This is a genomic window from Paenibacillus sp. PAMC21692 (genome assembly GCF_014303795.1).
Taxonomy (GTDB): domain Bacteria; phylum Bacillota; class Bacilli; order Paenibacillales; family Paenibacillaceae; genus Pristimantibacillus; species Pristimantibacillus agaridevorans.
In genome coordinates, this window is sequence record NZ_CP060293.1 from 4073208 (window position 1) to 4098403 (window position 25196).

Below are 25196 nucleotides of genomic sequence, written 5' to 3' on the forward strand. Positions count from 1 at the left end.
AATGAACGGTTACCGCGCAGTGGAGGAAAATTACGATGTCGTTGTTTGCGGAGGCGGGCTGGCAGGATTCAGCGCCGCCGTCGCTGCGGCAAGGCAAGGAGCAATCGTATGCCTCGTACAGGACCGGCCCGTGTTCGGAGGCAACAGTTCGTCGGAAATTCGCGTCCCCCCTCAAGGGGCGGCCAGCTTTCATGCCTATGCGAGAGAGACGGGCGTCATCTCGGAGCTGCTGATCGAGGAGCGGGCGCGCAATCACGAGAATCCGACCTTTGATAACGGCTATATCAACAGTGTGTGGGATTTAATCATGTACGATATGGCGGTTAAGACGCCAGGCCTCACGTTCCATCTAAACTCCAGCGTTACGGAGGTGCGGATGCGGGATGATCGGACAGTGGAAGCTATCATCGCGCGCGTCAACCATGCCGAAACCGAGTTGACGCTTCGAGCGAACACGTTTATCGATTGTACAGGGGATGGCATAGTGGCATCGCTTGCCGGCTGCGAGTGGCGGTTTGGAACAGAGAGCCGTGATGAATTCGGCGAACCGCATGCTCCCGAGCAAGCGAGCGATGCGATTATGGGCAACTCGATTCATTTCAAGGCGAAGGACATGGGCTACCCTGTGCCCTTCTCGGCGCCGGATTGGGCAGTGCGTTATGATGATCCCGATTTCTTTTACAAACAAGGGAGATGGCCATCCGACCAGCGAAGCGGCTTCTGGTGGATCGAATTATCCGTGCCTTGGCATACGATTTATGACAATGAGACACTGCGGCACGAGCTGACCCGGCATGTTCTTGGCATTTGGGATTGGATCAAAAATCGGGATCCGCGACTAAAGGACGAAGCACAGAACTATGCGCTTGATTGGGTCGGCCAGGTGCCGGGCAAGCGCGAGAGCCGTCGAATTATCGGCGAATATTTGATGACCGAACATGATCCGCTGCAAAAAACGGTATTTCCTGACGAAGTCGCATATGGCGGATGGTTTATCGATCTGCATGAGCCGGGAGGCCTGCTTGCGGAATTTAGCGAAAAGGCTGCCGTCGAGTCGCAAACGGGCGGGAATTATATGGCCAAAAGCTATGTTGGTCCTTACGGCATCCCTCTTCGCATTTTGATTGCCAAGGGCATGGACAATCTGATGATGGCCGGCCGCAATGTCAGTGTTACGCATGCCGCGCTTGGGACGGTTCGCGTGATGGGAACGACCGCGATCATGGGGCAAGCTGCGGGGACGGCTGCCGCTGTCGCCGTCCGCAAAGGGATTGCTGTACGCGATGTGCCGGAGCAGGCGATTCACGAGGTGCAGCAAGCGCTGCTTCGGGCAGGTTGCTTTCTTCCGAATGTCCAAACGGCGGATGAGCATGACTTGGCGCGGCAGGCGGTTATTAAGGCGAGCAGCGAAGCTAAACTCTCAGGCTGCGGTCCGGCGCCGAATGACGCAAGCGCTGGACCTGCTCCAGGAGATGTACTGGAGCGAAGGCGCGGACAATGGATGGCTGTCGGATCGGATCGAATCGAACGGATATCGGTATGGCTCGACAATCTGTCGGATACGACCAGTCAATCCGTCGAGGCCCGCTTGTACGCGGTCGAGCATCTGTGGGATTATCGGGTTGATCCCGGGGCGCCGCTTGCCACCGCCGTATTGACCGTTCAACCTGGCGGGGAGGGATGGGTCGAGTGGGCGGTAGGTCTTGACTCGTCTGCGCTGCGAGGCGGGTATGTGAGGCTGGATTTAATGGAGAATCCGCTCGTTCGCTGGCCCTCGGCGGCAACGATCGAGCCGGGACATGTCAGCGCGTACGAGCTTGGAAACGGAATAATGAGAAGGTACGGCTCGGGGGCGATGATGAGCTTTAAGATTGATCCGCCGCAGGCATGTTATGGGGCGGAGCATGTGGTAAGCGGTGTAACTCGTCCCTACCGCAGCACCAATCTATGGCGCTCCGATCCTGCTTTGCCGCTGCCGCAGCAGTTGGAGCTTGTCTGGGAGCAGCCGATCGTGCTTGGCCGCATCGAGCTGACATTTCCCGGTCATCTCATTCGCGATTATCGGCAATATCCGGGGCTGTATCGGGATCCTCAGTGTCCGAAGGACATGATTGCGGAGGCGTTTGTCGAAGGAGCGTGGACGGAGGTCGGAGCCATGCGCGGCAATTACCAGCGCCAGCACGCGCTTGTGCTTGAGAAGTCTGTCCGGACAGAGCGGCTGCGACTGCGCGTCCTGTCTACTAACGGCGATCCATTTGCGGCAATTTATGAGGTTCGTTGTTATTCGGAAGGGGAGAAGCCATGATGGATCAAGTAAGAATAGGTATGATTGGCGAGGTTAAACCTCTACCGAAAGCGGTGAGTACTCTATGACAATATTGCAAAATAAAGTCGTGCTGATAACCGGGAGCTTAGGCGCATTGGGGCGATCGGCAATATCGATGTTTCTGGAGCGGGGGGCAGTTTTGTTTTGCTGTGATCGAACGCCAATTACCCAGTTTCCCGAAATGGAGCGGATTCGCGATGAATATGGCGTTAAACGAATCGTATTTCACCAGGCGGATGCTAGCTCGGAGGATCAGATGATCGATATGTTCGCCGAGATTGAGCGATGTTTCGGCAGGCTGGATGGCATTTATCATAATGTATATACGAGCGTATGGAAGCGCGCGACCGAGTTGTCGCTGCAGGAATGGGAGGAGACGATTAGAGGAACCATGACAAGCACGTTCCTGGTAAGCAAGTATGGGCTGCCGTTAATGATAAGGTCCGGCGGCGGCTCGATCGTCAACACTTCTTCCATTCTGGGACAAATTCCATCGCCGGAATGCTCCCCTTACGGAACGGCCAAGGCGGGCCTCAATCACTTCACTCGCGTGCTGGCACAAGATTATGCGCGTGACGGCATTAGGGCCAATGTGCTTGTCCCCGGCGACTTCAGTTCGGACGAAGGGCTGGCCAGACAATCGGAGAAGGAGAAGGAGGCGATTGTCCGCAATGTCTGGCTCGGCCGAAGCGCCAGAGCGGACGAGGTAAACGAGGTTGCCGCCTTCCTGCTGTCAGACGCCGCCTCTTACGTAACAGGCTCTTTGTATGCGGTAGACGGGGGGTTCCATCAATGAAACGAGTATCGTTTAGCGATTATACGCGCGAAGAAATCACATCGATGGCGCGGCAAGGTTATGCGGTCGTCATCCCTCTTGCCGCTACGGAGCAGCATGGTCCGCATCTCCCGGTATTTACGGACAGCATAATTGGCGAATTTATCGCTGTAAAAGCGGCAGAGCAAGCATTAGACTCCGTGCCGCTTCTTCTTGCTCCGCTACTTCCCATCGGCTGCTCCCAGCATCATCTGGCATTTGGCGGCACTCTGTCTTTAACATCAACGACGTATATGCATGTTCTGCGCGATATCGGGGAAAGTCTGGTAAAAGACGGCTTCAGCAAAATTATATTTCTAAACGGGCACGGCGGAAACGAGCCGATTATGCATCAAACCGCCAATGATCTTGCCGTGCAATATCCCATCTGGACAGCTTCGGCTTCCTATTGGAGCGTGGCGCGCGAGGCGCTTCAGGCTGTAAATGCAAGTGAAGTCGGCATGGTGCCCGGTCATGCCGGAGGGTTCGAGACTTCGGCTGTGATGGCAATCAGACCGGATTTGGTGCGCACGGATTGCATCGCATCAGAGCATACTGGCCGTCCATGGATCAATTCAGGACCCCCTGGTGCGTTTATAGGCAGACATCAGGAGCTGACAGGCGTTGATGGTTATACCGATGCAGCCATACACGCAACCGAAGAAAAGGGGAGGATTTACCTCGATGCCATTATTGACAGCGTTGCGTTATGGTTGATTCGCACGATTAAATCTATGGAATGATAATGACCGTCGCGGCTCCCTTTGGAGTTTCGACGGTCATAGGACGGAAGCGATTACGAATTCGGGGAACGGGAACGCATCTTCTCATACAGGTTTGAGCTTGGCTATCACATCAATCTCGACAAGCAGGTCAAAATTCAAGTCGCAATAGATGAGCGTGCGCGCAGGATAGGGTCGTGGAAATAGAAGCGAGTATATTTGATTGAATTGCGCATAATGCTGGCGATTAGTCAAGAATATATTGACCTTCACCACATCCTTCAGCGTTAAACCGCGCTGCCCAAGAATGATCTCGATATTTTTTACAGTATTGATAGTTTGGCTTTCAAGGTCGCCAATGTTAATTTCGCCTGTTAACGGGTCGTTTCCGCCTTGTCCGGATACAAATAGATGAGAATCCGACTCGGAGAATGGCGAAAAGGGGATCTCTTCTGTTCCATAGCTTTGTCTCTTTATGTTCAATGTTATGTTCCTCTCTGCCGTTCGCCAGTCTTTATAGTCAGGGTGAGGCTGAAGAGTTAAGCTCTGTCAGCCTCACAGGCATCTCCGTAATCGTTTACCAGGCTAGTCTTCCACGGGTTTCAATTGCTTTTGTATTATAGGCCTCGATCTTAGGTATCAATTCACTCAAATTGCCGCCATTTAACAGCATGGTGGAAATTTCGTTATTGATTCCGGCCAGCGAGCCGAGATCTACCGTATTCGGATCGCTGGAGAAGCAGCACATATCCGCGGACAGTTTAATCGCGTCAACATTTTTGCCCTGCCAGATTGGCACTTCAGCATAATAATTATCGAGTGCAGGGTCTTTGACGAAAGCGGCGGAACCCGTTTCGATAAATTTTTTCTGGGCTTCAATATCAAACAAGAAGCTGATAAACAGGAAAGCTTCTTCGATATGTTCAGAGTTTGATGGAATCGAGATCGAACCGGATTGATGAACGGTAGCTTGCTTTACCGTGCCTTTCGGCATTGGAAGCACATCCCATTCGAAGGAAGCTTGCTTCAAGCCTTCCAGCTCCCAATCGGCGCCGACGAAAAACAGGATATTGCCGTTCAAGAACGCTTCTGCCGGATTTGCTGATATGCCAAGCGAAGCCATTTCTTCGGCATTTGGCTGGATATGCCACTTGGTTGTCAGCTCTTGAATCCATTGCAGATCCGCCATCACGCCCGGCGTATGAGCCACGCTATGAGTAGAATCTTCATTCATATAACGCCAGCCGGCTGCATTGCCGTTAGCCATCGCTCTGAATTCGGCCAATTGCTGAAGTCCATGCCCGCCCCAGTCGCCATTGGCGGAATTCGTAGCTTGTTTTGCCACTTCGAGGAGTTCGTCATAAGTCCAGTCATTGCTTGGCATCGTAATGCCGTATTTCGTCATCAGCTCTTTGTTGACAACAATCCACATCGGAATATCGGAATAAGGCATGGCATACTGCTTGCCGCCGGTTTCGAATGATTTCAGCAAATTGTCTACTGTCTTTGCGCTTTGGATGCGTTGATCCTTCTCTACAAATGGTTTCATATCGACCAGCAGATCGCCGGCCATCCATTCGGACAAACCGTTGTCGACAAGGATAAGATCAACCTTTTCGCCAGCTATAACGTTTTTGATAATATAGCCGTTGATCTTGTTTGTCGTTTCAATCGTGATCCATGGATACATCTCCTCGAACTTTTCAATGACAGGCCCGAAGGTGCCGATATTCCAGCCCATCATCGTTAAGGTTACCGGATCCTTCGGCGGCTCTGGTGCCGGCGTTTGCTCGGCTGCTTGAGTCGGCGCTTGTGTTGCCGAAGTAGTTGGAGCCGGATTGTTGTTTCCGTTATTCGTGCAAGCAGATAAAATTGGAAGTATGAGGATGATTAATGATAGTCCAAGCAGGGTGTTTCTGTTGCGGAACTGCTTCCATAATGCTTTCATTGACATCGCCTCCATTTTTTTATTGCCAAACTGACACTGCTGCCGCTTCTAGAAGTAGCTTGCAGTCTCCCCCCTTTAAATGATAACGCTTACGTCTCCCGATTAAGAAAAGTTTGGAAGCCGTTTATGTTTTGATTTTAACATGAACGAATTTCATGTCAAGGAATTTTATTCATAAACATAATTGTTGATTGGATCTTGTGCAACGATGATCAAGCAAAGAGCAAAATTATTGTTTACGAGATGGAAGCCATTTGTTATTATTGATTTATGTATTTGAAAAAGATTCATAAATTAGAAATTGGGGGTGACCTAGTATGGGGAGCGTAACCTTTAATCATGTTTACAAATACTACAAGGGGGAGCCGGAACCATCGGTCAACGATTTTCATTTGGAGGTGGCTGACGGAGAGTTCCTGGTCATGGTCGGTCCTTCTGGCTGCGGCAAGTCTACCACTCTCAGAATGCTTGCCGGCTTGGAGGAGGTTTCCCAGGGCGATATCTATATAGATGGTAAATATATGAACTATGTTTCTCCCAAAAATCGAGATATTGCCATGGTGTTTCAAAACTATGCCCTATATCCGAACTTGTCCGTTTACGAGAATATGGCGCTTGGCTTGCAGCTTCATAAAGTGGCGAAGAGCGATATTGATCTGCGTGTAAATCGGGCAGCCAAAATGCTGGAAATTTCACACTTTCTCACAAAGAAACCAAGCCAACTATCCGGCGGCCAGAAGCAACGTGTTGCGCTGGGACGCGCTCTTGTTCGCGAACCTCAAGTCTTTCTAATGGATGAGCCATTGTCGAATCTGGATGCCAAGTTGCGGACGCAGACACGGATGGAAATAAGCAAGCTGCACAATCAATTAAAAACGACGATGGTATACGTTACGCATGACCAGACGGAAGCGATGACTATGGGAACCCGAATCGTCGTTATGAAGGATGGAAAGATCCAACAGGTTGCCGCCCCGCAGACGCTTTATGACTATCCGAATAACTTATTTGTTGCCGGGTTTATTGGAACGCCGCAGATGAATTTTATTAATGGATCGATCGTGTCCATCGATGATGAGTATTATTTCGACTCCAAGCGGGTTAGATTAAAAATTCCGCAATTTTATTACCCTCATATTCGGTCGGCAAAGGCAAACCTGCGCCAGATTGTAATGGGAATTCGACCTGAATACATTTTATGCGAAGATTGGGCGCTAGAAAACTATTCGGATTGGAAAGCGTCCGCAGTTGTCGATATGCGCGAGCCAATGGGTTCAAATACGTTCTTATATACATCGTTCGGAAAGGATACGTTGATCGTTCGCACGGAAGCGCATACAGCCGTTCAAGTGGGAGATGCAATTACCATTGTGCTGCGTATGGACAAAGCTCATTTCTTTGATCAGGAAAGAGGAGTATCGCTCGCGGCGAAGGGGGAATATGCATGAGGGTCCGGGGTTTGCCGCGCAGGATCGTCATGATCGCAGTTATTGCTCTATGTATTCTATTATTCATCGCATGGCGTGCGTTTGAGGGGAAGCCGGAAGTATATCCCGTGCTTTCGGAGGAAGAGATTCAATTGACGAGTAAAGGAGCGGAGCAAGGCGATCAAGGGCTGGTACCTTATGTACAACAATTGCTCAGCGACACCTATAAGTCGCAGCAGCCGTCTAACCATGCAAGTATAACCGTGCTGGCGACCGAATACAGCTCATCATCGGAGGAGGCAAAGCTTTCGCGGCGCAGGGACGGCGAGAAGCTCGCGAACGTAATCGATTGGCGTAATGGGAAAGGCTGGATCGAATGGATCGTGGATGTCCCTCAGGACGGTTTATATAATCTTGTCATTGATTATGCGCCGACCGGCGAAAGTTTCGCTCGGATCATTCGCGGGATCCAGATAGACGGTACATATCCATTTCTTGAAGCAAAGAGTATCGGATTGTCCCGTTACTGGAAGGATGGACAGTTTCCCTATGAACGAAACTCGATCGGCAATGAAATTCGCCCGGTATCCGAGGAGCTGATGGGCTGGAACGCCGGGAAAGCAACGGACTATTCGGTATCCTCTGAACCGCTGCGTTTTGCGCTGACCAAAGGAGCGCATACGATTCGTATGGTCGGCGTAGCCGGAATGGTATCCTTGTATTCGCTTACATTAACAACGCCGGAAGAAATACCTTCCTATGAGTCGTATATCAGTGAAGGACCTCCCCTAACAGAATCGGATAAGTGGTTTCAGATGTTCGAAGCGGAGCGATTTAATCGGAAATCGGCGGTAAACGTCCGAACGCTAAGCGTATCGCAATCCTTTACATCACCGGATCCAAAAGGAAAGCTTATTTATAACGGAGTTGGCGGAGAGACCTGGAAAACGGCCGGCGACGAACTGGAATGGGAAATATCGGTGCCCGAATCGGGTCATTATGCAATCGATCTGAAGTATTTTCAAGGTTATGTCGGGGACGCCGTCGTGTACCGAACGATTATGATCGACGGGAAGGTGCCTTTCCAGGAAATGCTGCACTACCCGTTCCGTCCAAATCGAGCCTACGAGATCAAATCGCTTGCGGACGAAAACGAAGAACCTTATTTGTTCTACTTAACGGAAGGAAAACATCGTTTGTCGATGATTGCGGATAACTCTCCCATCTACCCTGTCGTGGCAGCGCTTGGCGAGATTAATGCAAGTCTGACCGCGATAGAGCGAGATATTCGTCTGATCTCGGGGAATTACGGATTTGGGGCGGATCAGAATCTCGATACGGCGCGGGTTTGGGAGGTAACGAGGTATGATCCGGAGATGGAATCGAAGCTGCGTTCGGTGCAGCAAAATATAGGCCGTGTTCGAGACTATTTGCTAGGTTTAAACCAGGCGGCAACCGATCCGTCGTCAGCGCTTGATGCGGCGGTTAATCGGATTGAAAAGCTTGTTGAAGATATTGACAATATTCCGAATCAAATCAGTGCATTTGCAGAAATAAAAACGAGCATAAACACCTGGATCACAACGATCGAGAATCAGTCGCTTAGGTTGGATTATATCGTCGTGCGCAATCCTCGGACAGACCCGAAATTAAAGGTGCCGAATACATGGGACAACATCAAATATACGGCCTCCAATTTCATGCGGACGTTTGTTCAGCAGTATGACACAAATGAGGTCAATGATGAGGATGCGCTAACGATTTGGGTCATGCGCGGAAGGGATTATGTGGATTTGCTGGAGGTTATGATTGAGCGCGAGTTTACTCCGAATACTGGCATTGACGTTAATGTTAATCTGATCCCGAATCAGAATGTGCTCATGATGAGCACTGCGGCAGGCGATCAGCCGGATTTGGCATTGGGCATAGCGATGGAAACGCCTGTAGAATTCGCCATGCGCGGAGCGGCAGAAGACTTGTCGAAGTATCCGGGCTTCGACGACGTCAAAAATCGATTTAATTCCGGACTTATGCGCTCGTATCAATATGATGGAGGCGTATACGGCTTGCCGGAAACGCAGATGTACAACATGCTGTTTTATCGAACCGATATTTTTGAGCAGCTGAAGCTTGAGCCGCCGAATACGTGGGAAGACGTCGAGGCGATATTGCCGACGCTTCAGGAGAACGGCATGAACTTTATGTACCCCAAAATCACTTTGATGCAAGACAATGTTCTTACTTCCAAGCCGGATTTTGTCATGCCGTATTATCAGCAAGGAACCGAGTTTTTTACGGCGGACGGCATGCAGCCGCAGTTAACGAGCGAGGAAGGCCTGGCTGCTTTCAAGCAATGGACGGCGTGGTTCAGCAAATATAATCTCCCGAAGGATGTACCTGTATTTTTTAACCACTTCCGTGATGGTGACATACCGGTCGGTGTAGGCGATCTTACGATGTATGTTCAGTTGATGACTGCGGCACCGGAGTTAACCGGCCGTTGGGGCATGCTGCCTTTGCCAGGCGTGCGGCAGGACGACGGAACGGTAGAGCGTTGGGCGTCCCAATTAACGACCTCGGCTTTTATGATGGAGGCCAGCGACAAAAAAGAAGAGGCCTGGAAGTTTCTGGAGTGGTGGACTTCTGACGAAGCCCAAGTCCAATATGGATTGGATATCGAGTCGTTTGCCGGCATCGCCTATCGGTGGAACACGGCTAACTCGAACGCGCTTCAAAATTTGTTATGGACGGAAGAAGAGCTAAATAGGTTGAATGAGCAAAACCGGTGGGTAAAAAATCTTCCGTACGTCCCGGGTTATTACTTCTTGGCAAGAGCGATGGATTTCGCATGGAACGATACGATCGTCAGCGGCGATCCGCCAAGAGAGGCGCTGGAGAGAGCTCAGCTTTCCCTGCTGCGAGAGATGGAGAGGAAACAGAAAGAATTCGGGATGCTTGATGACTACGATTTGCACATTACGCCATATGACGAGCCATATAGAAGGGAGTAAGCGATGGAGTCCGCACAACATACCGAATTGGTTAAGCCGCCAGCAGCCGGCCCAAAAAAGACTTCCCCCCTATATACGCGCCGAGTCAAAAAGTTTATGCGGGAAGTTTGGCGTGATCGGATGTCCTATTTGTTTTTGGCGCCCTTTATGCTTTGCTTTGCTTTTTTTATTATAATTCCGGTATTTATTGCAGCCCTGCTCAGCGTAACAAATTTTAACGGGATCGAATTTCCCAGGTTTGTTGGCTTCAGTCAGTTTATTTACATGCTGACGCAAGATGTTGTGTTTATGAAATACACGCTGCCTAATACGTTGAAATTCGCGATCATTGTCGGACCGGGAGGATATTTGCTGGCATTTGTGTTCGCTTGGCTGATTCATCAATTGCCCAAATCGATTCGCGATTATTTTACGCTTGCCTTATATGCGCCGGCCATGGTGGGCGGAGTAGCCCTATCCGTTGTATGGGCGGCCACCTTTAGCGGCGATCAGGTCGGTTACTTAAACAATTTATTGCTGCGATTTGGCATGATCGAGTCCCCGCAATTATGGCTGCAGGATCCGAAATATTTGATGATCGTTATGATTATCGTGACTTTGTGGACCAGTATGGGGGTCGGTTTTCTGGCGATGCTCGGCGGCCTGCAAACCGTTAATACGGAGCTGTATGAAGCGGGTCGAATCGACGGAATTAAAAACAGTCTGCAGGAGGTTTATTACATTACCATCCCTTCGATGAAGCCGCAGATGCTGTTTAGCGCCGTGATGGCCATTGTCGGCACTCTTAAGGCGGGTGCCATTTCCACGCAATTGACGGGAGTCACAATTACGCCGAACTATGCCGGCCATCTCATCACGAACCATATCGATGATTATGCTTTTATCCGGTACGAATGGGGTTATGCATCCGCCTTATCCGTTGTACTGCTTCTATTGAGCTACGTATTATGGAGGATTTGTTTTGTCCTATTCGGTTCAAAGGGGGAGCAGTAGATGTTAAATGCGGTGCGAAAGCTGCGGAAGCAAATATCGTTCCCTCGAATTGTACTGATCGTATTTCTCACAGCGGTAGGGGTATTTATGCTAATCCCCATCATCTTTTTGTTTAATCATGCATTTAAGCCGCTTAATGAATTATTTGCATATCCGCCGACGATTTTGGTAAAGCAGCCTACCTGGCGCAACTTCGAGCAGCTTCTGCTGAGTTCTACGGCGGGGTTAGTGCCATTTACGCGTTATTTGTTCAATAGCGCGGTTATTTCGGCCATCGCCACGGGGGCCGTCATCCTGGTGAGCACAATGGCCGGGTATGTGCTGTCCAAGCATCGCTTCCACTTTAAAACGATGATTATGGGGCTCATTCTAATCTCGCTTATGTTTGCTCCAGAGACGGTAGCGATTCCCCGCTATCTGGTCATTAGCGGTTTAGGGCTTAAGGACACTTATTTCGCTCATATATTGCCGTTTCTTGCTTCACCGCTTGCGGTTTTTTTAATGAGGCAATTCATCGACCAGATCCCCGCTTCTCTAACGGAAGCGGCCAAGCTCGACGGAGCGTCCGATATGTACATCTTTACCAAAATCATTATTCCGTTAACGGCTCCGGCTGTAGCTACCGTGTCCATTATTACGTTCCAGGCCGTCTATCTGGATGTGGAAACCTCCACGTTTTTCATGACAAAAGAAACAATGAAGACGCTCGCCTATTACGCTACGGCGCTCGTGGTAAACGTGCCGGGCGTTGCCGCGACAAGCCTTGCCGCCGCCATAGGTCTGATCATGTTTCTGCCTAACTTGATTATGTTTCTATTATTCCAGCGAAAAATGATTCAAACGATGCTGCACTCAGGTGTGAAATAAGATGGGGCTACAGAGGGGGGGCTGTCGACAATGAGCCTTATGCGAAATGGCTTTAGACCTTTAAAAGTAAAAGTGATTGCCTTATTATGCCTGCTTTGTTTGCTCTTTCCGTCCCTTATTTCCGCCGGTCCGCCTTATAGAACGGTGTATATCGACCATTCCGTTGGCGGGATGCAGTATTATGTTCAACCGATCTATCTCCCGGAGAAGGTGATAGACGGCAATGATATGGCAGTGCCGCTTAGCACGCCGAGCGACTTGTTTGTCACAGGCAATGGGGATGTTTATGTCGCAGATACAGGCAATAATCGGATCGTCCAATTCAACGAGCAGGGCCAATACATTCGGAGTATTGGCGATGAGGAAGGCATGGTCACGCTTAATCAGCCGGAAGGGGTGTTTGTTGCCGAAGACGGCGCGATCTATGCGGCGAATACGGCTGCAGGAAACATTGTCAAGTTTAATGCGGATGGTCAGGTAGAGCAAACCTACGACAAGCCGGCGTCGAACGTTTTGGGCGACGACTATCACTTTCTGCCTACAAAGGTGGTTGTGGATGCTCGCGGAGTGATGTATGTCGTCGTTAAAGATACGCATCAAGGCTTGCTTCGCATGAATCCGGAAGGCGAGTTTACCGGATTCTTTGGGGCGAACAAAACGAAGCTGACGTGGCTTGATCAGTTGAAAAGGTCGATCCTCTCAAAGGAAATGCTGGCTAAAGAAGTAGCCAAACGGCCAAACTCGATTCAAAATGTGACGCTCACGGGGGACGGGTTCCTTTTTACGACAAGTACGGGCAAAACGAACGACGGGCAAATCAAGAAGCTGAATGCCGGCGGGTTTGACGCTTTTCAGAATAAACCGTTTTTCGAATATGATTTGGTTGATACCGCTTACGACCCCCTAGGCTTTTTGTATGGGATGGATCGGGTCAGCGGAAATATAGCCATCTATGATCCGACGGGCGATCTTTTATTTTATCTGGGCGGAGCGGATAAAAATGCTCGTCAGCTTGGGATGGTCAGCTTTGCTTCGAGTCTTGCCGTCAATGCCAATAATGACATATGGGTAGCGGACAGCGGCACGAATCTGATTCATATCTTTAAGCGAACGAGCTTCGGCGACACGTTTCTAACCGCAGCCTATTATTATTACGAAGGCGATTATGCCAAGAGCAAGCCCTATTGGGAAGAAGTTATTCGGCATAATGGCATGCTGAACATTTCGTTTAACGGGCTTGGCAAAATTGCGCTTCATGATCGAGACTATGAGCTTGCAATTGAGTATTTTAAGCAGTCTTATGATGCGGAGGGTTACTCGGATGCTTTCTGGAGTCTTCGATACGACTGGCTCCAGCGATATTTCTTCGTTTCTCTAGTTTCATTGATCGTTTTGACAGCGGCGCTTGTCTTCTTGTTTAAACGAGCGAAAACATTCGTTCACAGTCGGACATGGCATCCTAAAGTAAAGCAATACGGAAGCGAATTAGGTGATGCAATTTATTTAATCTTTCATCCTTATAATGGATTTTACCGGCTGAAAGAAAGAAATATATCGTGGTTCGTCATTATTTTAATCGTATTGCTTGCAATCGGCGTTCATATCTGTTCGATATTTGGCTCCGGATTTATCGCCCATCCTTTCAATTTAGCCTGGTTCAATGTTAGACTCTCTCTCCTTATGCTGATTGCGCCTTGGTTAACGTGGATCATCGCCAATTATTTGGTCAGCTCCGTTAAGGGCGGCGAGGGCCGTTTCCGGGAAGTGCTTCAAGCAAGCACCTTTGCGATCGTTCCATTTATCGTGATGACGATTCCGGCTACACTCCTTTCCAATGTATTGGTACTTGAAGAATGGATAGTCATTGATCTCATCCATCAACTCAAGTGGCTGTGGATCATTTTATTGCTCTTTGTGATGACGCAGGTCATCCATAACTTCGATTTTCTCGAATCCTTTAAAAATGCGGGAATTACATTGTTCACCATTGGAGTTATGTGGATCTTTATCATTATTTTTGTTGCGCTTAGCGGCAACCTGCTTGATTTCTTTAACCAAGTGTACCGGGAGGTGATTAACTATGGCTAGAAGGCTATGGCCAACCAGCAAACGATGGCAACGCATTGCAGCAGCCTCTTCCGCAGTGGTCATCCTTGCTGCCGCCGTCATCATTTTGGGGTGGGATCGGCAGCCGTCCCTGCAGTCCATGGGCATTCGTCCGCATTCCATTGACTTAATGGCAGTTGAGGAGGGTGAACAGTGGCAGCCTCCCGCTGCCGGGGGGGATGGCTTTGTTGACGTTGCGGATAATGGCTCGTTTACACTAAAGATTGACCCTCGCACAAGCCAAATTACGGTGCTCGACAAGCAAAGCGGCTACTTGTGGCGAAGCAATCCGTCCAAAGAGCAACTTGGCAAAGAAACCGTTCAAGGAGCCTTGCTGGCCAATCTCGAATCTCCCTATATATTGGAATACGTATCTGGCAGTCAGCCGAGACGCTTGGTGAAAAATTCGATAGATTCGAAAATCGAGATCAGTTATACGTTAATGGGAGACAAAGGGATTCAAGCTAACTATACCTATCCGGAACTGCATCTGTCCTTTGTTATCCAATATGTTTTGACCGAGCACGGGCTGGAAGCGCGCATACCAAGCGAGGGCATTGTAGAATCGGGCGACAACAAAGTATTTGCCATTAATCTGTTGCCTTTTTTTGGCGGGGTGTCAAAGGCGGAGGAGCCGGGATACTTGTTCGTGCCGGACGGGCCGGGCGGGTTGATCTATTATGACCGCAAGCGGCCAGCCAATATAAATAGCTACGAATTTCCTATCTATGGAACCGATATGGCAAGCTTGAAGGTAAGCAATGAAAATAGGGGAAGACGCGAAGAAATCGGCTATCCCGTGTTTGGCCTAAAACGGGGAGAGCATGCATTTGCCGCGATCGTAAAAGACGGACAATTCTCAGCTTCGATCAAAGCTGCGCTTCCCGGCCAAGTATCCAGCTATCATACGGCGAGCGCAAACTTCAGCTATCGCGAAGAATATGGTCGGAGAGTAAGCGGAGTTACGGATCAACTCGTCATCACCATTCAAAAGGAAAGGACGCAGCACGACCGCAGCGTGGAGTATCGATTGCTGTCCGGAGAGGCCGCGGATTACGTCGGCATGGCGCATAGCTATCGCGAGTATCTGGAGGAAAACGGCATGCTGGGCAGCCCGTTGCCGCAGACAGACAATGTGCCGATCCAGTTGTCTTTTTTAGGGGGAGGGACAAAGCCGAAATTCGGCGGCAGCGATTATGAGCCGGCAACCACTTTCGAGCAAGCGGAGCAAATCGTCGAAGAATTGATGCAGCAGGGCGTGACCAATATGAGGCTGAGTTATCAAGGTTGGCAGAACAGCGGCCGATATGATACGGATGATCGATTCCCCGTTGTCAGCGAGCTAGGCGGCAACGAAGGAGCGAAGCGATTTATTCATTCCATGCATGAGAAAGGTTTTACGGTTTATTTCGAAGATTATGCGGCTTGGAGAAATTCGAAAGCTTCTTCCTTCGATATCAAATCAGATGGCATTCGCTCGATCGACTCGACAGTACTGCAATTTAAACAGGGAGGCATACGACCATACATTGAATTCATTGTCAATCCGATCAAAATCGTCCAAGCGCAAAAAGAGGTAATTGATCAACTGAAGGAGCTTGGGGTGGACGGCATCCATTATATCGACGGGCCAGGCGATGAATTGTTCAGCGATCACAACGAAGATGCCCCGCTTACAAGAAAGGAGACGGCCTACTATTACGAGGCGTTGCTCGATTATACCCGCAAGGAGCTGGGTGGAGTCGGCGTATACAAAGGCTTCAGCTATTCGCTCCAGCATGTCGATTTCGTCCAATCGCTGCCATACGATTGGAGTTACGATATGATCATCGATGAGATGGTTCCTTTTTATCCAATCGTCGTTCACGGAATGATCGAATATACGGCGGCGCCTGCCAATGAACGCAATGTTTATGATAAGGAGCTTCTGAGAGCGATTGAATACGGCGCTATCCCGTTTTTCGGGCTTACGTACGAGGAGAATCGGGTGCTGAAGGATACGGATTATGTATTTATTTTTAGCAGCGAATATGACATTTGGAAGGATCGGATCATAGAAGAGTATGAGAAGTTTAACCAGCTCGCCTCCGTTTATCATCAACGAATCCTCGATCATGAGAAGCTGGCGGAAGGGGTATACGCAACGACTTACGAGGACGGCACAACCGTACAAGTGGATTACAACAGGAACCAATTCGAAGTGACGAAGGGGGGAGCGAAATAAGATGAACAGCGAGAAAGCACGGCGCAAAGGGCTTTTCGTTTTCCGCATGCAAGAATACGGAGTCGGATACTTGTTTATGCTTCCCTGGATGATCGGATTTGCGGCATTTGTCGCCTTTCCTGTTGGCTGGTCCTTATACAACAGCTTTAATACGCTTTATTTTCGGGCCGGGGGGTTCTCCTACACATGGGTAGGTCTTGAAAACTATAAACGGGTATGGTTTGAGAATAGCAATTATCGCATTGAGCTGATAACGTTATTGCAGGAATTGGTCATCATCATCCCTCTAATCCTGATTTTCTCTTTCTTCGTAGCTCTGTTGCTCAATCAAAGGTTTCCCGGCCGCGGAGCTATGCGCGCCATCTTTTTCCTGCCAGTCATTTTTGCCACAGGGCAAGTGGTGATGGAGCTATTTACGCAGGGAGCAGGCGAGCTGCCCTTTATCGAGCAATATAATATTGAGGCCATCATTCATAAAAATTTTGATGAACGGACAGCGGCATCGCTTGTTGGCATTCTTAGTCAAGCCGTTATTATTTTGTGGTATTCCGGCGTGCAGATCTTAATCTTTATTGCTGGATTCCAGACGATACCGAAAACGATCTATGAAGCCATTCGCGTAGATGGCGCGTCTCCCTGGGAGAGCTTTTGGAAAATCACCTTTCCCGCCATGGTCCCCTTTATAGGGTTGAACGCCGTCTACACCATTGTCGATTTGTTCACCTTTCCGTTTAACAGCATCTTGGGCATTATAACGAGCAATATGTTTTCTCCAACGACAGGCTACGGTTATGCAAGCGCAATGGCATGGTTGTATTTCGCCTTAGTATTACTGTTGCTGTCGGTAACGTTGGGCCTGACCTACCGTGCGACAAAAGGAAGGTGAGTGTGCACGATGAAAATAGAAGACTCCATTAAGCAGATCAGGCTGGAAGTGACAAAAACTTTATCGAGCCGCAGATCGCAGCAGGTTAAGCGGGTTTTGCTCGGTCAAAATGTTAACGATGGACTGGTCGCGAAATTGATCATTTTTGTATTGCTGACGGTCATTGCGTTCCTCTACTTGCAGCCTATTCTCGAAATGATTTCAACCAGCCTCAAGAGCGTTCCCGATCTTATCGACCCGCTCGTACAACTAATACCGCGAGAGCTGTATTGGCAAAATTATATCGATGCTTGGGATGGGTTGCGATATGTCGAAGCCTTTTTGGATACGATCTTCATTTCCTCTGTAGGATCGCTGCTGCAGGTGCTGTCCTGCTCGATTACCGGCTATGCGCTTGCACGGCTGCGCTTTCCGGGGAAAAATATATTTTTTGTTCTCATTATTGTTACTTTTCTCGTTCCTCCGCAAATAACCGTTATACCTCTCTATATGATTTACGATCAGCTTAACTGGCTAGACACGCCGCTTGTTGTATTTATCCCTGCGTTGTTCGGCCAGGGTTTGCGCGGCGCTTTGTTTATTATTATTTTCAGGCAGTTTTTCCTGGCTCAGCCGAAAGCGCTGGAGGAAGCGGCCAAGATGGATGGAGCATCGATATTCCGCCTGTTCTTCCGCATTATGCTGCCGCTTGCCGGCGCGGCAAGCCTTGTCGTGTTCTTATTTTCGTTCGTCTGGTATTGGAATATGAACAGCGATGCGGCTATGTTTCTGAGCAATGACTTCACCCCGTTGTCGATGAGATTGAACTCGCTCACGGCGGAGTTGATGGGCAACGAAGTGGTTAACGTAGGCGCTTACGGCAAGGATCCCATCTCTGAGGGACCGAAGATGGCAGCCGCATTTCTAATCATTATGCCGCCGCTAATTGTGTACTTGATTGCTCAACGTTGGTTTACAGAAGGAATCGAACGCACGGGGCTTGTAGAATAGCAGTCATGCGCGACGAGACGTTCGCCAAAAAAGCCGTCAGGCTGCCCCTGACGGCTTTTTGCTGTACTATTGACGTTAGTGCTGCTGATAGACCTTGCTGCTTAGTTCTTCGCAGGATCGTTTGATCCAATCATGTACCCTGCCCCACAGCTCGCCGGTAATACGAACGACTGGTATAGAGATGCTGATGGAAGCAGCCACCTTGCCTTCTGCATCCAAGACGGCGCCTGCAATGCAATGTACGCCGTCGACCGTTTCCCCCATGTTATAGCCGAACCCCTGAGTTCTTACCTTCTCAAGCTCCTTCAAGAGGTCGGGAAAGGTGGAGATCGTCTTGTCCGTAACCTTTTCTAGTTGATCGGTCGGATACAAGTCCCGCAGCTCCTCCATGGACAGATCGGCAAGTATAATTTTTCCGGATGCCGTAGCATGGAGAGGCAATGTTGTTCCCAAGCTATGATTAAAACGAAGCGCATGCGAGCTTACTTTCTCGCCAATGTATTGAATTTGATTTCCCACCCGAATGGCCAAGCTGACGGTTTCGTTTACATCATCGATAATTCGTTCCGCGATCTGATAGTACTCTCCGGTTAAGCTCGTATTTCGCATGTAGCCGGATCGAATGGTAAACAGCTTGTAGCCGATGCGGAACTGTTTTTTCGACCGATCCGTCTCCAGATACCCTCTGTTTAACATATTTTGAAGAATGAGATACGTGCTGCTTGGCGGCATATTCAAGCTTTTGGCGATTTCGGTCAGATTATAAGATTCCTGTTCACCTGTAAAAAGCTCAAGTATGTCAAGCACACGATCTGCTGATTTAACCTTTGGTGCTTGTTGACTCATATTTCCAACTCCACCCTTCATAGAAAAGATTTCATAAATATGAAACCTAATATGATTCTACCTTATTTGCCGCGAAATGTCGATATGCCTAATTACTTCGAATACAGGCGGTAAGGCGAGTTTTCCGCAAGCGTCTCTACATGCCAAACAGTGGACTTTTTGACACGATTCATGGTCTTTTTGATAAATAATATTCATATGACCGAGAGTACACTGAATAAGAGTTAGAATAATCGCGTTGACCTTGCAGGTCAGCTAGATGCGGAGGAAAGTTCGATGAAAAAGGTTCTTTTATTAGGTGATTCCATTCGTATGGGATATGACGAATATGTCAGGGATCTTTTGAAAGATAAATGCGAGGTTTTTTACGACGATAAAGACAATGGCCGTTTTGCGGCGTATACGCTCTGGCAGGCCAACCAGCTTTTTAGAAAACATGGCAAATTTGATGTGGTCCACTGGAATAACGGTTATTGGGATATGAACATCGAAGCGCCCATGACGAAAGCGATGCATCCAATCGATGAATATATTCATTTTTTAAAAAGAATTATTGGCGAAATTCGCAGCAATGGCGCGGCGATTATATTCGCGACAACCACTCCTGTGCTCAGTAGCGGCTATTCGCTGGATAACACAGGGACAGCCGTACATATCCAATTCAACAATGATTGGGTTGTCCATTATAATGAAACGGCTAAACGGGTGGCGGCCGAAGAAAGCATAACGGTCAACGATTTATATGCGCTAATGCTGCAAGATAAAAACTATTACAAGTGCGAAGATGGCCTTCACCTCACCGAAGAAGGTTATAGGTTATGCGCCGAGCAAGCAGCAAAACTGATTCTGGAGAAGCTGTAGAGGGGGCATCAGTCGAATGGACTTCAAAATCGCGTCCGGTGCGGTACAATCGTAAGTACGATTTGTATTTTACCGAACCGGGTGCTAAAAGGAGGCAAAGTGCCCTTGTCTTTGTGGCCAAAGACAAGGACACTTTTTTTAATTTTTATGAGGTGATACTGCAGTCATTCAAGTTAAAATATGAGGTATATATAAATCGGGGAGTTGATAAAGTGTGGTCAAAGCTTAAATTTGATAACATACCTATTTTTACCAAAATTATTGTTACATTTATGATTATCGTCTTGCCTTTGTTTACATTAAGCCTCGTGTTAAACGAGCTTGGCAAACGAGAGGTGAAAAGCCAAATCTCGCATTCGATCTCGACAACGATTCATTATTATTTCGCCAATCTGGAGAAGGAGCTGGAACGTGTTATCCGGGCACAGCAAACTTTCGTAAATGATGAAGATCTGCTGAAGCTGAGCAGTGCCAGTTCCATTCTGTCCGCTTATCAGCGTAGCAAAGCGATTAATGATTTGACGGACAAGCTTGTTGCCCTCAAGGACTCTAGCAGCTACATCAAGGATATTACCGTATACATCGATTCGATGGGGGGCGTCGTATCCACTTCTCACCTGATGGACCAACCGGGCATCAAGGAAGAGATGGAGGCGGTAGCGCTTGCTACCTATACCAACGGCGTCCCTATAACCGCTTGGGATCATCGACTGCATCTAAATTTAACTTATCCCACCTTTTTGTTGAACAAGGATAACGATTGGAAGCCGCCGGCGTTTATTCACAATATTGAATTATCGCAAGAAGCATTGGCAGGCGCGTTGGCGTCTTTCCCTCAAGAAGGGGGAGCCTTGCTTTTTAACTCGCACTGGAGTCTTTCTAATGAACATTATCCGGAAGCGATTGAAACGGTGAGGGCCTATGTAGAACAGCGCGAAGGGCTGTCCTTTTCGACGGAGCAAGTGAAGGTCGGCAAAGAAAATTATGTGGTTGTTATTGATTCCTCCGCTTTTCTCGATGCGACTCTGGTATTTTATTTTCCCGAGAATCTGTTAGTCGGCCAGCTTAAAACTTACGGTACCTGGTTTTGGCTGCTTGTAGGCAGTTCCCTGATTATCGTTGTCCTGTTCTCGTATGGTATCTATCTTTTGATTCAACGACCGTTGCAAATGCTGGTTCGCCGGTTTAGAAGCGTCGAGGAAGGCAATTTAAATACAATCCAGATGCCCTTGCGCGCGGATGAGTTCGGTTACTTGTTTAATCGCTTTGATCATGCAGTCAAGCGGCTGCGAACGTTGATCGATGAGCTTTATGTACAGAAGATCAGACTTCAGCAATCGGAGCTCAAGCAATTGCAGATGCAGATTACGCCGCATTTTCTGTACAATAGCTTTTATATTTTGCATCGGTTGATCAAACATAGCGACAATCAAACGGCCGAATTGGTCTCCAAAAACTTGGGCGATTATTTTCAATTCATTACGAGAAACGGCTTGGAAGAAGTTGCGCTTAAGGATGAAGTGAACCACGTTCGTTCCTATGTAGAGATTCAAAATGTGCGTTTTTCGAATCGAATCGAAGTCGCGTTCGGCGACTTGCCTCCGGATTGCGAAGACATAAAGGTCCCGCGCTTAATCCTGCAGCCGTTGGTCGAGAACGTTTACGAACATGGGCTTGGCGACACGATTGCGGGCGGGCGTTTGCAAATCTGGTTCCGGCATGAGGCCGGTCAACTGTGGTTTTTCGTTCAGGATAACGGAGCCGGCATGACAGAGACGGAATTCGAGCTGCTATCCCGCCAGTTGGAGGGCCTGGAAGAAGGAGAAACGACCGGGCTCGTTAATATCCAGCGTCGCTTGAAGCTGCGATACGGCGATCGCGGCGGGCTGGAAGTGTCGCCTGGAGAAGAGAAGGGGCTTATTGTCCGAATCTATATCCCCGCCGATCCCACTCACAAAGGAGACTAATATGTACCGTATACTGATCGTCGATGATGAGCCGTTTATTGTAAACAATATCTTTCAGTTGCTCGCCGAAGGTTCGCAGAGGGAGCTGGAGTCTTACCGCGCATTTAATGTTTATGAAGCGCTAGACTGCTTGTCCCATAATCGCATCGATGTTGTTATTTCGGATATTCGAATGCCCGGCATGAGCGGCATTGAATTGCATGAGCGGATTATACACAGCTGGCCCATGTGCAAAGTGATTTTTCTTACGGGTTTCAACGAATTCGACTATGCCCGCAAGGCCATTCGCATGGGAGGGGTAGTCGACTATGTGCTCAAAAACGAAGATGACCATGTGTTGCTCGAGGCGGTCGAGAAAGCCTTTGCCGAATTGGACAAGCTTGAGGAACAGATGAATCAGGATTTGCATGCAAAAACAAAGCTGCAGCTGGCGATCCCTGCGTTGCAAAAAAACACCTTGCTGGAAATGATAGCGGAACCCGTTCCTGCTCCCAAAGTACGCGCGAGGAAGTTTGCCGAATCCGATATGCCTATTTTGCCGGACAAGCCCGTGTTCCTTGTTGTAGGAAGCATGGACGGCTGGGAAGAAGGAATGAGCGAATCCGAGAGAACGCTGCTTCTTTACGCCTGTCAAAATATTGCCGCCGAATATTTAATGCCGACTTGCATTCAACTCTCCTTTACCCTGGAAGCTTATAAAATCGTATGGTTTATTCAACCTGGAGCATGGATGGCCGGGGCAGAGGAAGATGACGGGCAGGAGCAGCGTGCGTGGCAGCATTTGAAAACAAGAGTTTATTCGATTATGGAAACCGTCCAGCAAACCTGTACGAAGCTGTTAAAGCATCCCGTATCTTTTGTTATCGCGCGAGAGCCATACGGCTGGGAACAAATCGGGTCCCGAATGAAAGCATTGACGGATTTGCTGGGCCGGTATGCAGGCAACGGGCAGGAAATGCTGATCCAGGATTCGGACAAACCGTCTTCGGCCTACGAACCGGCCGACGGGGAGCATGCCGAGCAGCTCATACTGTTTATACAGCATTATGTCACAGCCCATCTGGGCGGGGATTTAAGTTTAACCGCGCTGGCCACCTTGGTCCATCATAGCCCTACCTACCTGTCCCGATTGTACAGGCGGACGACCGGCATGATGTTATCGGACTTTATTACGCAGGAACGGATGAAGAAGGCGAGGATGCTATTGGAGGAAACCGGGATGAAGATTCAGGAGATTGCCACAACGGCAGGTTATGAAGGGGCGTCCCAGTTCAACCGTTCGTTCAAGCGGCTCAACGGGATGACCCCGCAAGAGTATCGGGAGCGCTCGATCATGGAGAAGGAATTCAAGAAGGCAACAAAGGTCAAGAAAGACAAGGATCGTCGATAGAACGGTGGAGAGGCGTATTTTATAATTGGAGATGCAAGCAAATAGGAACAGGGGGCTGGGATATGAAAGGCAAGACGGCAAATTTATTACTGCGATCCACATTAGTTAGCGTGCTCGTGTTGACCGCGGCCTGTACCAATCAAGGCAATGGAAACAGTACGAAGCCTGAGAACACCGAAGTCGCGGGGAACGGCGGAGCGGGAGAAGCCGTGAGCATGGAACCGCTTGGCAAGATCGATCCTCCAATTGAAGTGACTGCCATCCGAACGGTAAATTCCAATTTGAAGTTCGAAAACGGAGAAACCATCGAGAATAATGCATGGACAAAGCTGTATGAAGAGGAGTTTGGCATTAAAATCAAATATTTGTGGGTGTCCGATCCGTCCCAGTACGACCAAAAATTCAACATCGCGATGGCTTCCAACAAACTGGCGGACATTATGCCGGTCAACGGCATTCAATTCAATCAATTGGTGGAAGCCGGGCAGTTAGAGGATTTGACCGAAGCATTGGAAAATTACGGGACGCCGAAAATGAAAGAGCTGCTTATGAAAGACGGCGGGCTCGGGATCGAATCGGCGACCTTCGACGGGAAGCTGCTGGGGCTGCCGGTGAACCCCGGCTCATTTGATACCGCGCCGCTCCTGTGGGTACGTACGGACTGGCTGGAAAAGGTGGGTTTGCCTGAACCGAAAACGATGGACGACGTGTTCAAAATCGCGGAAGCGTTCGTCACTCAGGACCCGGATGGCAACGACAAAAACGATACGCACGGGCTGGGGGCGGCCAAAGATTTTTATGGTCTGGAGCCAGGGCTAGAGGGGTTCTTTAATGGCTATCATGCCTATCCGAAAAGCTGGGTGGAGGATGAATCCGGACAGCTTGTCTACGGCAGCATCCAGCCGGAAATGAAGCAGGCGCTTGCCAAGCTGCAAGAGATGTACGCCAATGGCTATATCGACCGCGAGTTCGGCGTCAAGGATAAAGAAAAATTCATTCAAACCGTAAATGCAGGAAAGTTAGGCATGTTCTACGGAGCCGATTGGTCTCCGCTGTTGTTCTTGGATGGCAAGACGCTTGATCCCGAGATGGAATGGAAACCGTTTCACTTGCCTTCCATCGACGATAAAGCTGCCCGGCCGCAAACGGAATACAATATAGATCAGTATTATGTGGTGCGCAAAGGCATGAAAAATCCCGAAGCGGCGGTCAAGCTGCTTAACGCGGCTAGCCACGACTGGGACCGGGAGAAGTATCCGCTAACGGATATGAACATGAACGGCGATGTGGAGAAATGGCAATACGCGTTGTTGCAAGCGGCTAATCCGATTCAGAATGTAGAGACCTACGAACATGTTTCCAAAGCAGTGGAGCAACAAGACGAGTCGCTGCTTAATTTGACCAGCAATCCGGGGCAGGCGAATTTCTACAAAGGGATTAATGATTTCAATAATGGCGATTTGAACGGGTGGGGCTTTACGAGATTTTTTGACGCGATTACCGTCTTGTACGACTACCATACGAAGGATCAATTTAAGATGACGTCCTTTATTTCGGGACCGACGCAGACCATGGTGGAGAAAGAAGCGACCTTGTTGAAAATGGAGTTGGAAACGTTCACGAAAATCGTAATGGGCGAATCCTCTATCGACGCCTTCGATGAATTCGTCGTCAATTGGAAAAATCTTGGCGGGGAGACGATTACTTCGGAAGTCGCTAATTGGAAGGCCAGCAAGTAAGGAACAGATGGGATGGAGACTCGGGGGGCAGGCGCGTATCCGCCTGTTTCTCCAGAGAATCCTACGCTAGGAGATGAAT

General features: G+C 49.0%; 18 protein-coding genes. 15 read left to right on the top strand and 3 right to left on the bottom strand.

The window, feature by feature from the left end; genetic code table 11:
• The first annotated feature begins 1 nt into the window (after nucleotide 1).
• From H7F31_RS16030 to H7F31_RS16040, 3 genes are all read left to right on the top strand, one after another.
• Complete coding sequence (locus H7F31_RS16030; RefSeq protein WP_187105005.1) at nucleotides 2-2305, top strand: FAD-dependent oxidoreductase; 2304 nt, start codon at nucleotides 2-4, stop codon at nucleotides 2303-2305.
• Between the two features lie 64 nt (nucleotides 2306-2369).
• The gene (locus H7F31_RS16035; protein ID WP_187105006.1) at nucleotides 2370-3122 is read left to right on the top strand and encodes an SDR family NAD(P)-dependent oxidoreductase; all 753 of its coding nucleotides are present in this window, start codon (nucleotides 2370-2372) and stop codon (nucleotides 3120-3122) included.
• The gene (locus tag H7F31_RS16040) at nucleotides 3119-3883 is read left to right on the top strand and encodes a creatininase family protein (RefSeq protein WP_187105007.1); all 765 of its coding nucleotides are present in this window, start codon (nucleotides 3119-3121) and stop codon (nucleotides 3881-3883) included. Before H7F31_RS16035 ends, H7F31_RS16040 begins: the two co-directional genes overlap by 4 nt.
• A gap of 84 nt (nucleotides 3884-3967) precedes the next feature.
• On the opposite strand, the gene H7F31_RS16045 is transcribed toward H7F31_RS16040, so the two are convergent.
• Both H7F31_RS16045 and H7F31_RS16050 read right to left on the bottom strand, forming a co-directional pair.
• Nucleotides 3968-4345: a RidA family protein gene (locus H7F31_RS16045; RefSeq protein ID WP_187105008.1), complete on the bottom strand. Its 378-nt coding sequence runs from the start codon at nucleotides 4343-4345 to the stop codon at nucleotides 3968-3970.
• Between the two features lie 94 nt (nucleotides 4346-4439).
• Nucleotides 4440-5810 (bottom strand): ABC transporter substrate-binding protein, encoded by a 1371-nt coding sequence (locus tag H7F31_RS16050; protein ID WP_187105009.1) that lies wholly within the window; start codon nucleotides 5808-5810, stop codon nucleotides 4440-4442.
• 317 nt (nucleotides 5811-6127) lie between these two features.
• Between H7F31_RS16050 and H7F31_RS16055 the strand changes: the two genes are divergently transcribed.
• From H7F31_RS16055 to H7F31_RS16090, 8 genes are all read left to right on the top strand, one after another.
• Complete coding sequence (locus H7F31_RS16055) at nucleotides 6128-7258, top strand: ABC transporter ATP-binding protein (protein ID WP_187105010.1); 1131 nt, start codon at nucleotides 6128-6130, stop codon at nucleotides 7256-7258.
• A complete protein-coding gene (locus H7F31_RS16060) occupies nucleotides 7255-10248 on the top strand; it encodes an extracellular solute-binding protein (RefSeq protein ID WP_187105011.1) in 2994 nt (997 codons plus the stop codon). The genes H7F31_RS16055 and H7F31_RS16060 overlap by 4 nt, the downstream gene beginning before the upstream one ends.
• A 288-nt stretch (nucleotides 10249-10536) precedes the next feature.
• Nucleotides 10537-11241: a carbohydrate ABC transporter permease gene (locus H7F31_RS16065; protein WP_261800444.1), complete on the top strand. Its 705-nt coding sequence runs from the start codon at nucleotides 10537-10539 to the stop codon at nucleotides 11239-11241.
• Nucleotides 11242-12108: a carbohydrate ABC transporter permease gene (locus H7F31_RS16070; RefSeq protein WP_087568848.1), complete on the top strand. Its 867-nt coding sequence runs from the start codon at nucleotides 11242-11244 to the stop codon at nucleotides 12106-12108.
• A 30-nt stretch (nucleotides 12109-12138) separates the two neighbouring features.
• The gene (locus H7F31_RS16075; protein ID WP_187105013.1) at nucleotides 12139-14196 is read left to right on the top strand and encodes a YIP1 family protein; all 2058 of its coding nucleotides are present in this window, start codon (nucleotides 12139-12141) and stop codon (nucleotides 14194-14196) included.
• A complete protein-coding gene (locus tag H7F31_RS16080; RefSeq protein WP_187105014.1) occupies nucleotides 14189-16438 on the top strand; it encodes a DUF5696 domain-containing protein in 2250 nt (749 codons plus the stop codon). The genes H7F31_RS16075 and H7F31_RS16080 overlap by 8 nt, the downstream gene beginning before the upstream one ends.
• A gap of 1 nt (nucleotide 16439) precedes the next feature.
• Entirely contained in the window at nucleotides 16440-17324 is an 885-nt protein-coding gene (locus H7F31_RS16085; protein ID WP_187105015.1) for a carbohydrate ABC transporter permease, read from the top strand.
• Between the two features lie 9 nt (nucleotides 17325-17333).
• Nucleotides 17334-18314, top strand: coding sequence for a carbohydrate ABC transporter permease (locus H7F31_RS16090; protein ID WP_187105016.1), 981 nt, complete (start codon nucleotides 17334-17336; stop codon nucleotides 18312-18314).
• A 75-nt stretch (nucleotides 18315-18389) separates the two neighbouring features.
• On the opposite strand, the gene H7F31_RS16095 is transcribed toward H7F31_RS16090, so the two are convergent.
• A complete protein-coding gene (locus H7F31_RS16095; RefSeq protein WP_108993462.1) occupies nucleotides 18390-19160 on the bottom strand; it encodes an IclR family transcriptional regulator in 771 nt (256 codons plus the stop codon).
• A gap of 276 nt (nucleotides 19161-19436) precedes the next feature.
• On the opposite strand from H7F31_RS16095, the gene H7F31_RS16100 reads away from it, so the two are divergent.
• From H7F31_RS16100 to H7F31_RS16115, 4 genes are all read left to right on the top strand, one after another.
• Complete coding sequence (locus tag H7F31_RS16100; RefSeq protein WP_187105017.1) at nucleotides 19437-20021, top strand: SGNH/GDSL hydrolase family protein; 585 nt, start codon at nucleotides 19437-19439, stop codon at nucleotides 20019-20021.
• Between the two features lie 212 nt (nucleotides 20022-20233).
• Complete coding sequence (locus H7F31_RS16105) at nucleotides 20234-21988, top strand: sensor histidine kinase (RefSeq protein WP_187105018.1); 1755 nt, start codon at nucleotides 20234-20236, stop codon at nucleotides 21986-21988.
• Nucleotide 21989: 1 nt separating this feature from the next.
• Nucleotides 21990-23378, top strand: a complete 1389-nt coding sequence (locus H7F31_RS16110; protein ID WP_187105019.1) for a response regulator transcription factor — start codon at nucleotides 21990-21992, stop codon at nucleotides 23376-23378.
• Nucleotides 23379-23440: 62 nt separating this feature from the next.
• A complete protein-coding gene (locus tag H7F31_RS16115) occupies nucleotides 23441-25117 on the top strand; it encodes an extracellular solute-binding protein (protein WP_187105020.1) in 1677 nt (558 codons plus the stop codon).
• The last annotated feature ends 79 nt before the right edge of the window (nucleotides 25118-25196 follow it).

Coding starts and splice junctions, on each gene's coding strand:
- H7F31_RS16080 (WP_187105014.1), top strand. CDS start 14,189: ATGGCTAGAAGGCTATGGCCAACCAGCAAACGATGGCAACGCATTGCA.
- H7F31_RS16075 (WP_187105013.1), top strand. CDS start 12,139: ATGAGCCTTATGCGAAATGGCTTTAGACCTTTAAAAGTAAAAGTGATT.
- H7F31_RS16090 (WP_187105016.1), top strand. CDS start 17,334: ATGAAAATAGAAGACTCCATTAAGCAGATCAGGCTGGAAGTGACAAAA.
- H7F31_RS16030 (WP_187105005.1), top strand. CDS start 2: ATGAACGGTTACCGCGCAGTGGAGGAAAATTACGATGTCGTTGTTTGC.
- H7F31_RS16050 (WP_187105009.1), bottom strand. CDS start 5,810: ATGAAAGCATTATGGAAGCAGTTCCGCAACAGAAACACCCTGCTTGGA.
- H7F31_RS16065 (WP_261800444.1), top strand. CDS start 10,537: ATGAAATACACGCTGCCTAATACGTTGAAATTCGCGATCATTGTCGGA.
- H7F31_RS16040 (WP_187105007.1), top strand. CDS start 3,119: ATGAAACGAGTATCGTTTAGCGATTATACGCGCGAAGAAATCACATCG.
- H7F31_RS16055 (WP_187105010.1), top strand. CDS start 6,128: ATGGGGAGCGTAACCTTTAATCATGTTTACAAATACTACAAGGGGGAG.
- H7F31_RS16095 (WP_108993462.1), bottom strand. CDS start 19,160: ATGAGTCAACAAGCACCAAAGGTTAAATCAGCAGATCGTGTGCTTGAC.
- H7F31_RS16115 (WP_187105020.1), top strand. CDS start 23,441: ATGAAAGGCAAGACGGCAAATTTATTACTGCGATCCACATTAGTTAGC.
- H7F31_RS16060 (WP_187105011.1), top strand. CDS start 7,255: ATGAGGGTCCGGGGTTTGCCGCGCAGGATCGTCATGATCGCAGTTATT.
- H7F31_RS16110 (WP_187105019.1), top strand. CDS start 21,990: ATGTACCGTATACTGATCGTCGATGATGAGCCGTTTATTGTAAACAAT.
- H7F31_RS16070 (WP_087568848.1), top strand. CDS start 11,242: ATGTTAAATGCGGTGCGAAAGCTGCGGAAGCAAATATCGTTCCCTCGA.
- H7F31_RS16100 (WP_187105017.1), top strand. CDS start 19,437: ATGAAAAAGGTTCTTTTATTAGGTGATTCCATTCGTATGGGATATGAC.
- H7F31_RS16085 (WP_187105015.1), top strand. CDS start 16,440: ATGAACAGCGAGAAAGCACGGCGCAAAGGGCTTTTCGTTTTCCGCATG.
- H7F31_RS16035 (WP_187105006.1), top strand. CDS start 2,370: ATGACAATATTGCAAAATAAAGTCGTGCTGATAACCGGGAGCTTAGGC.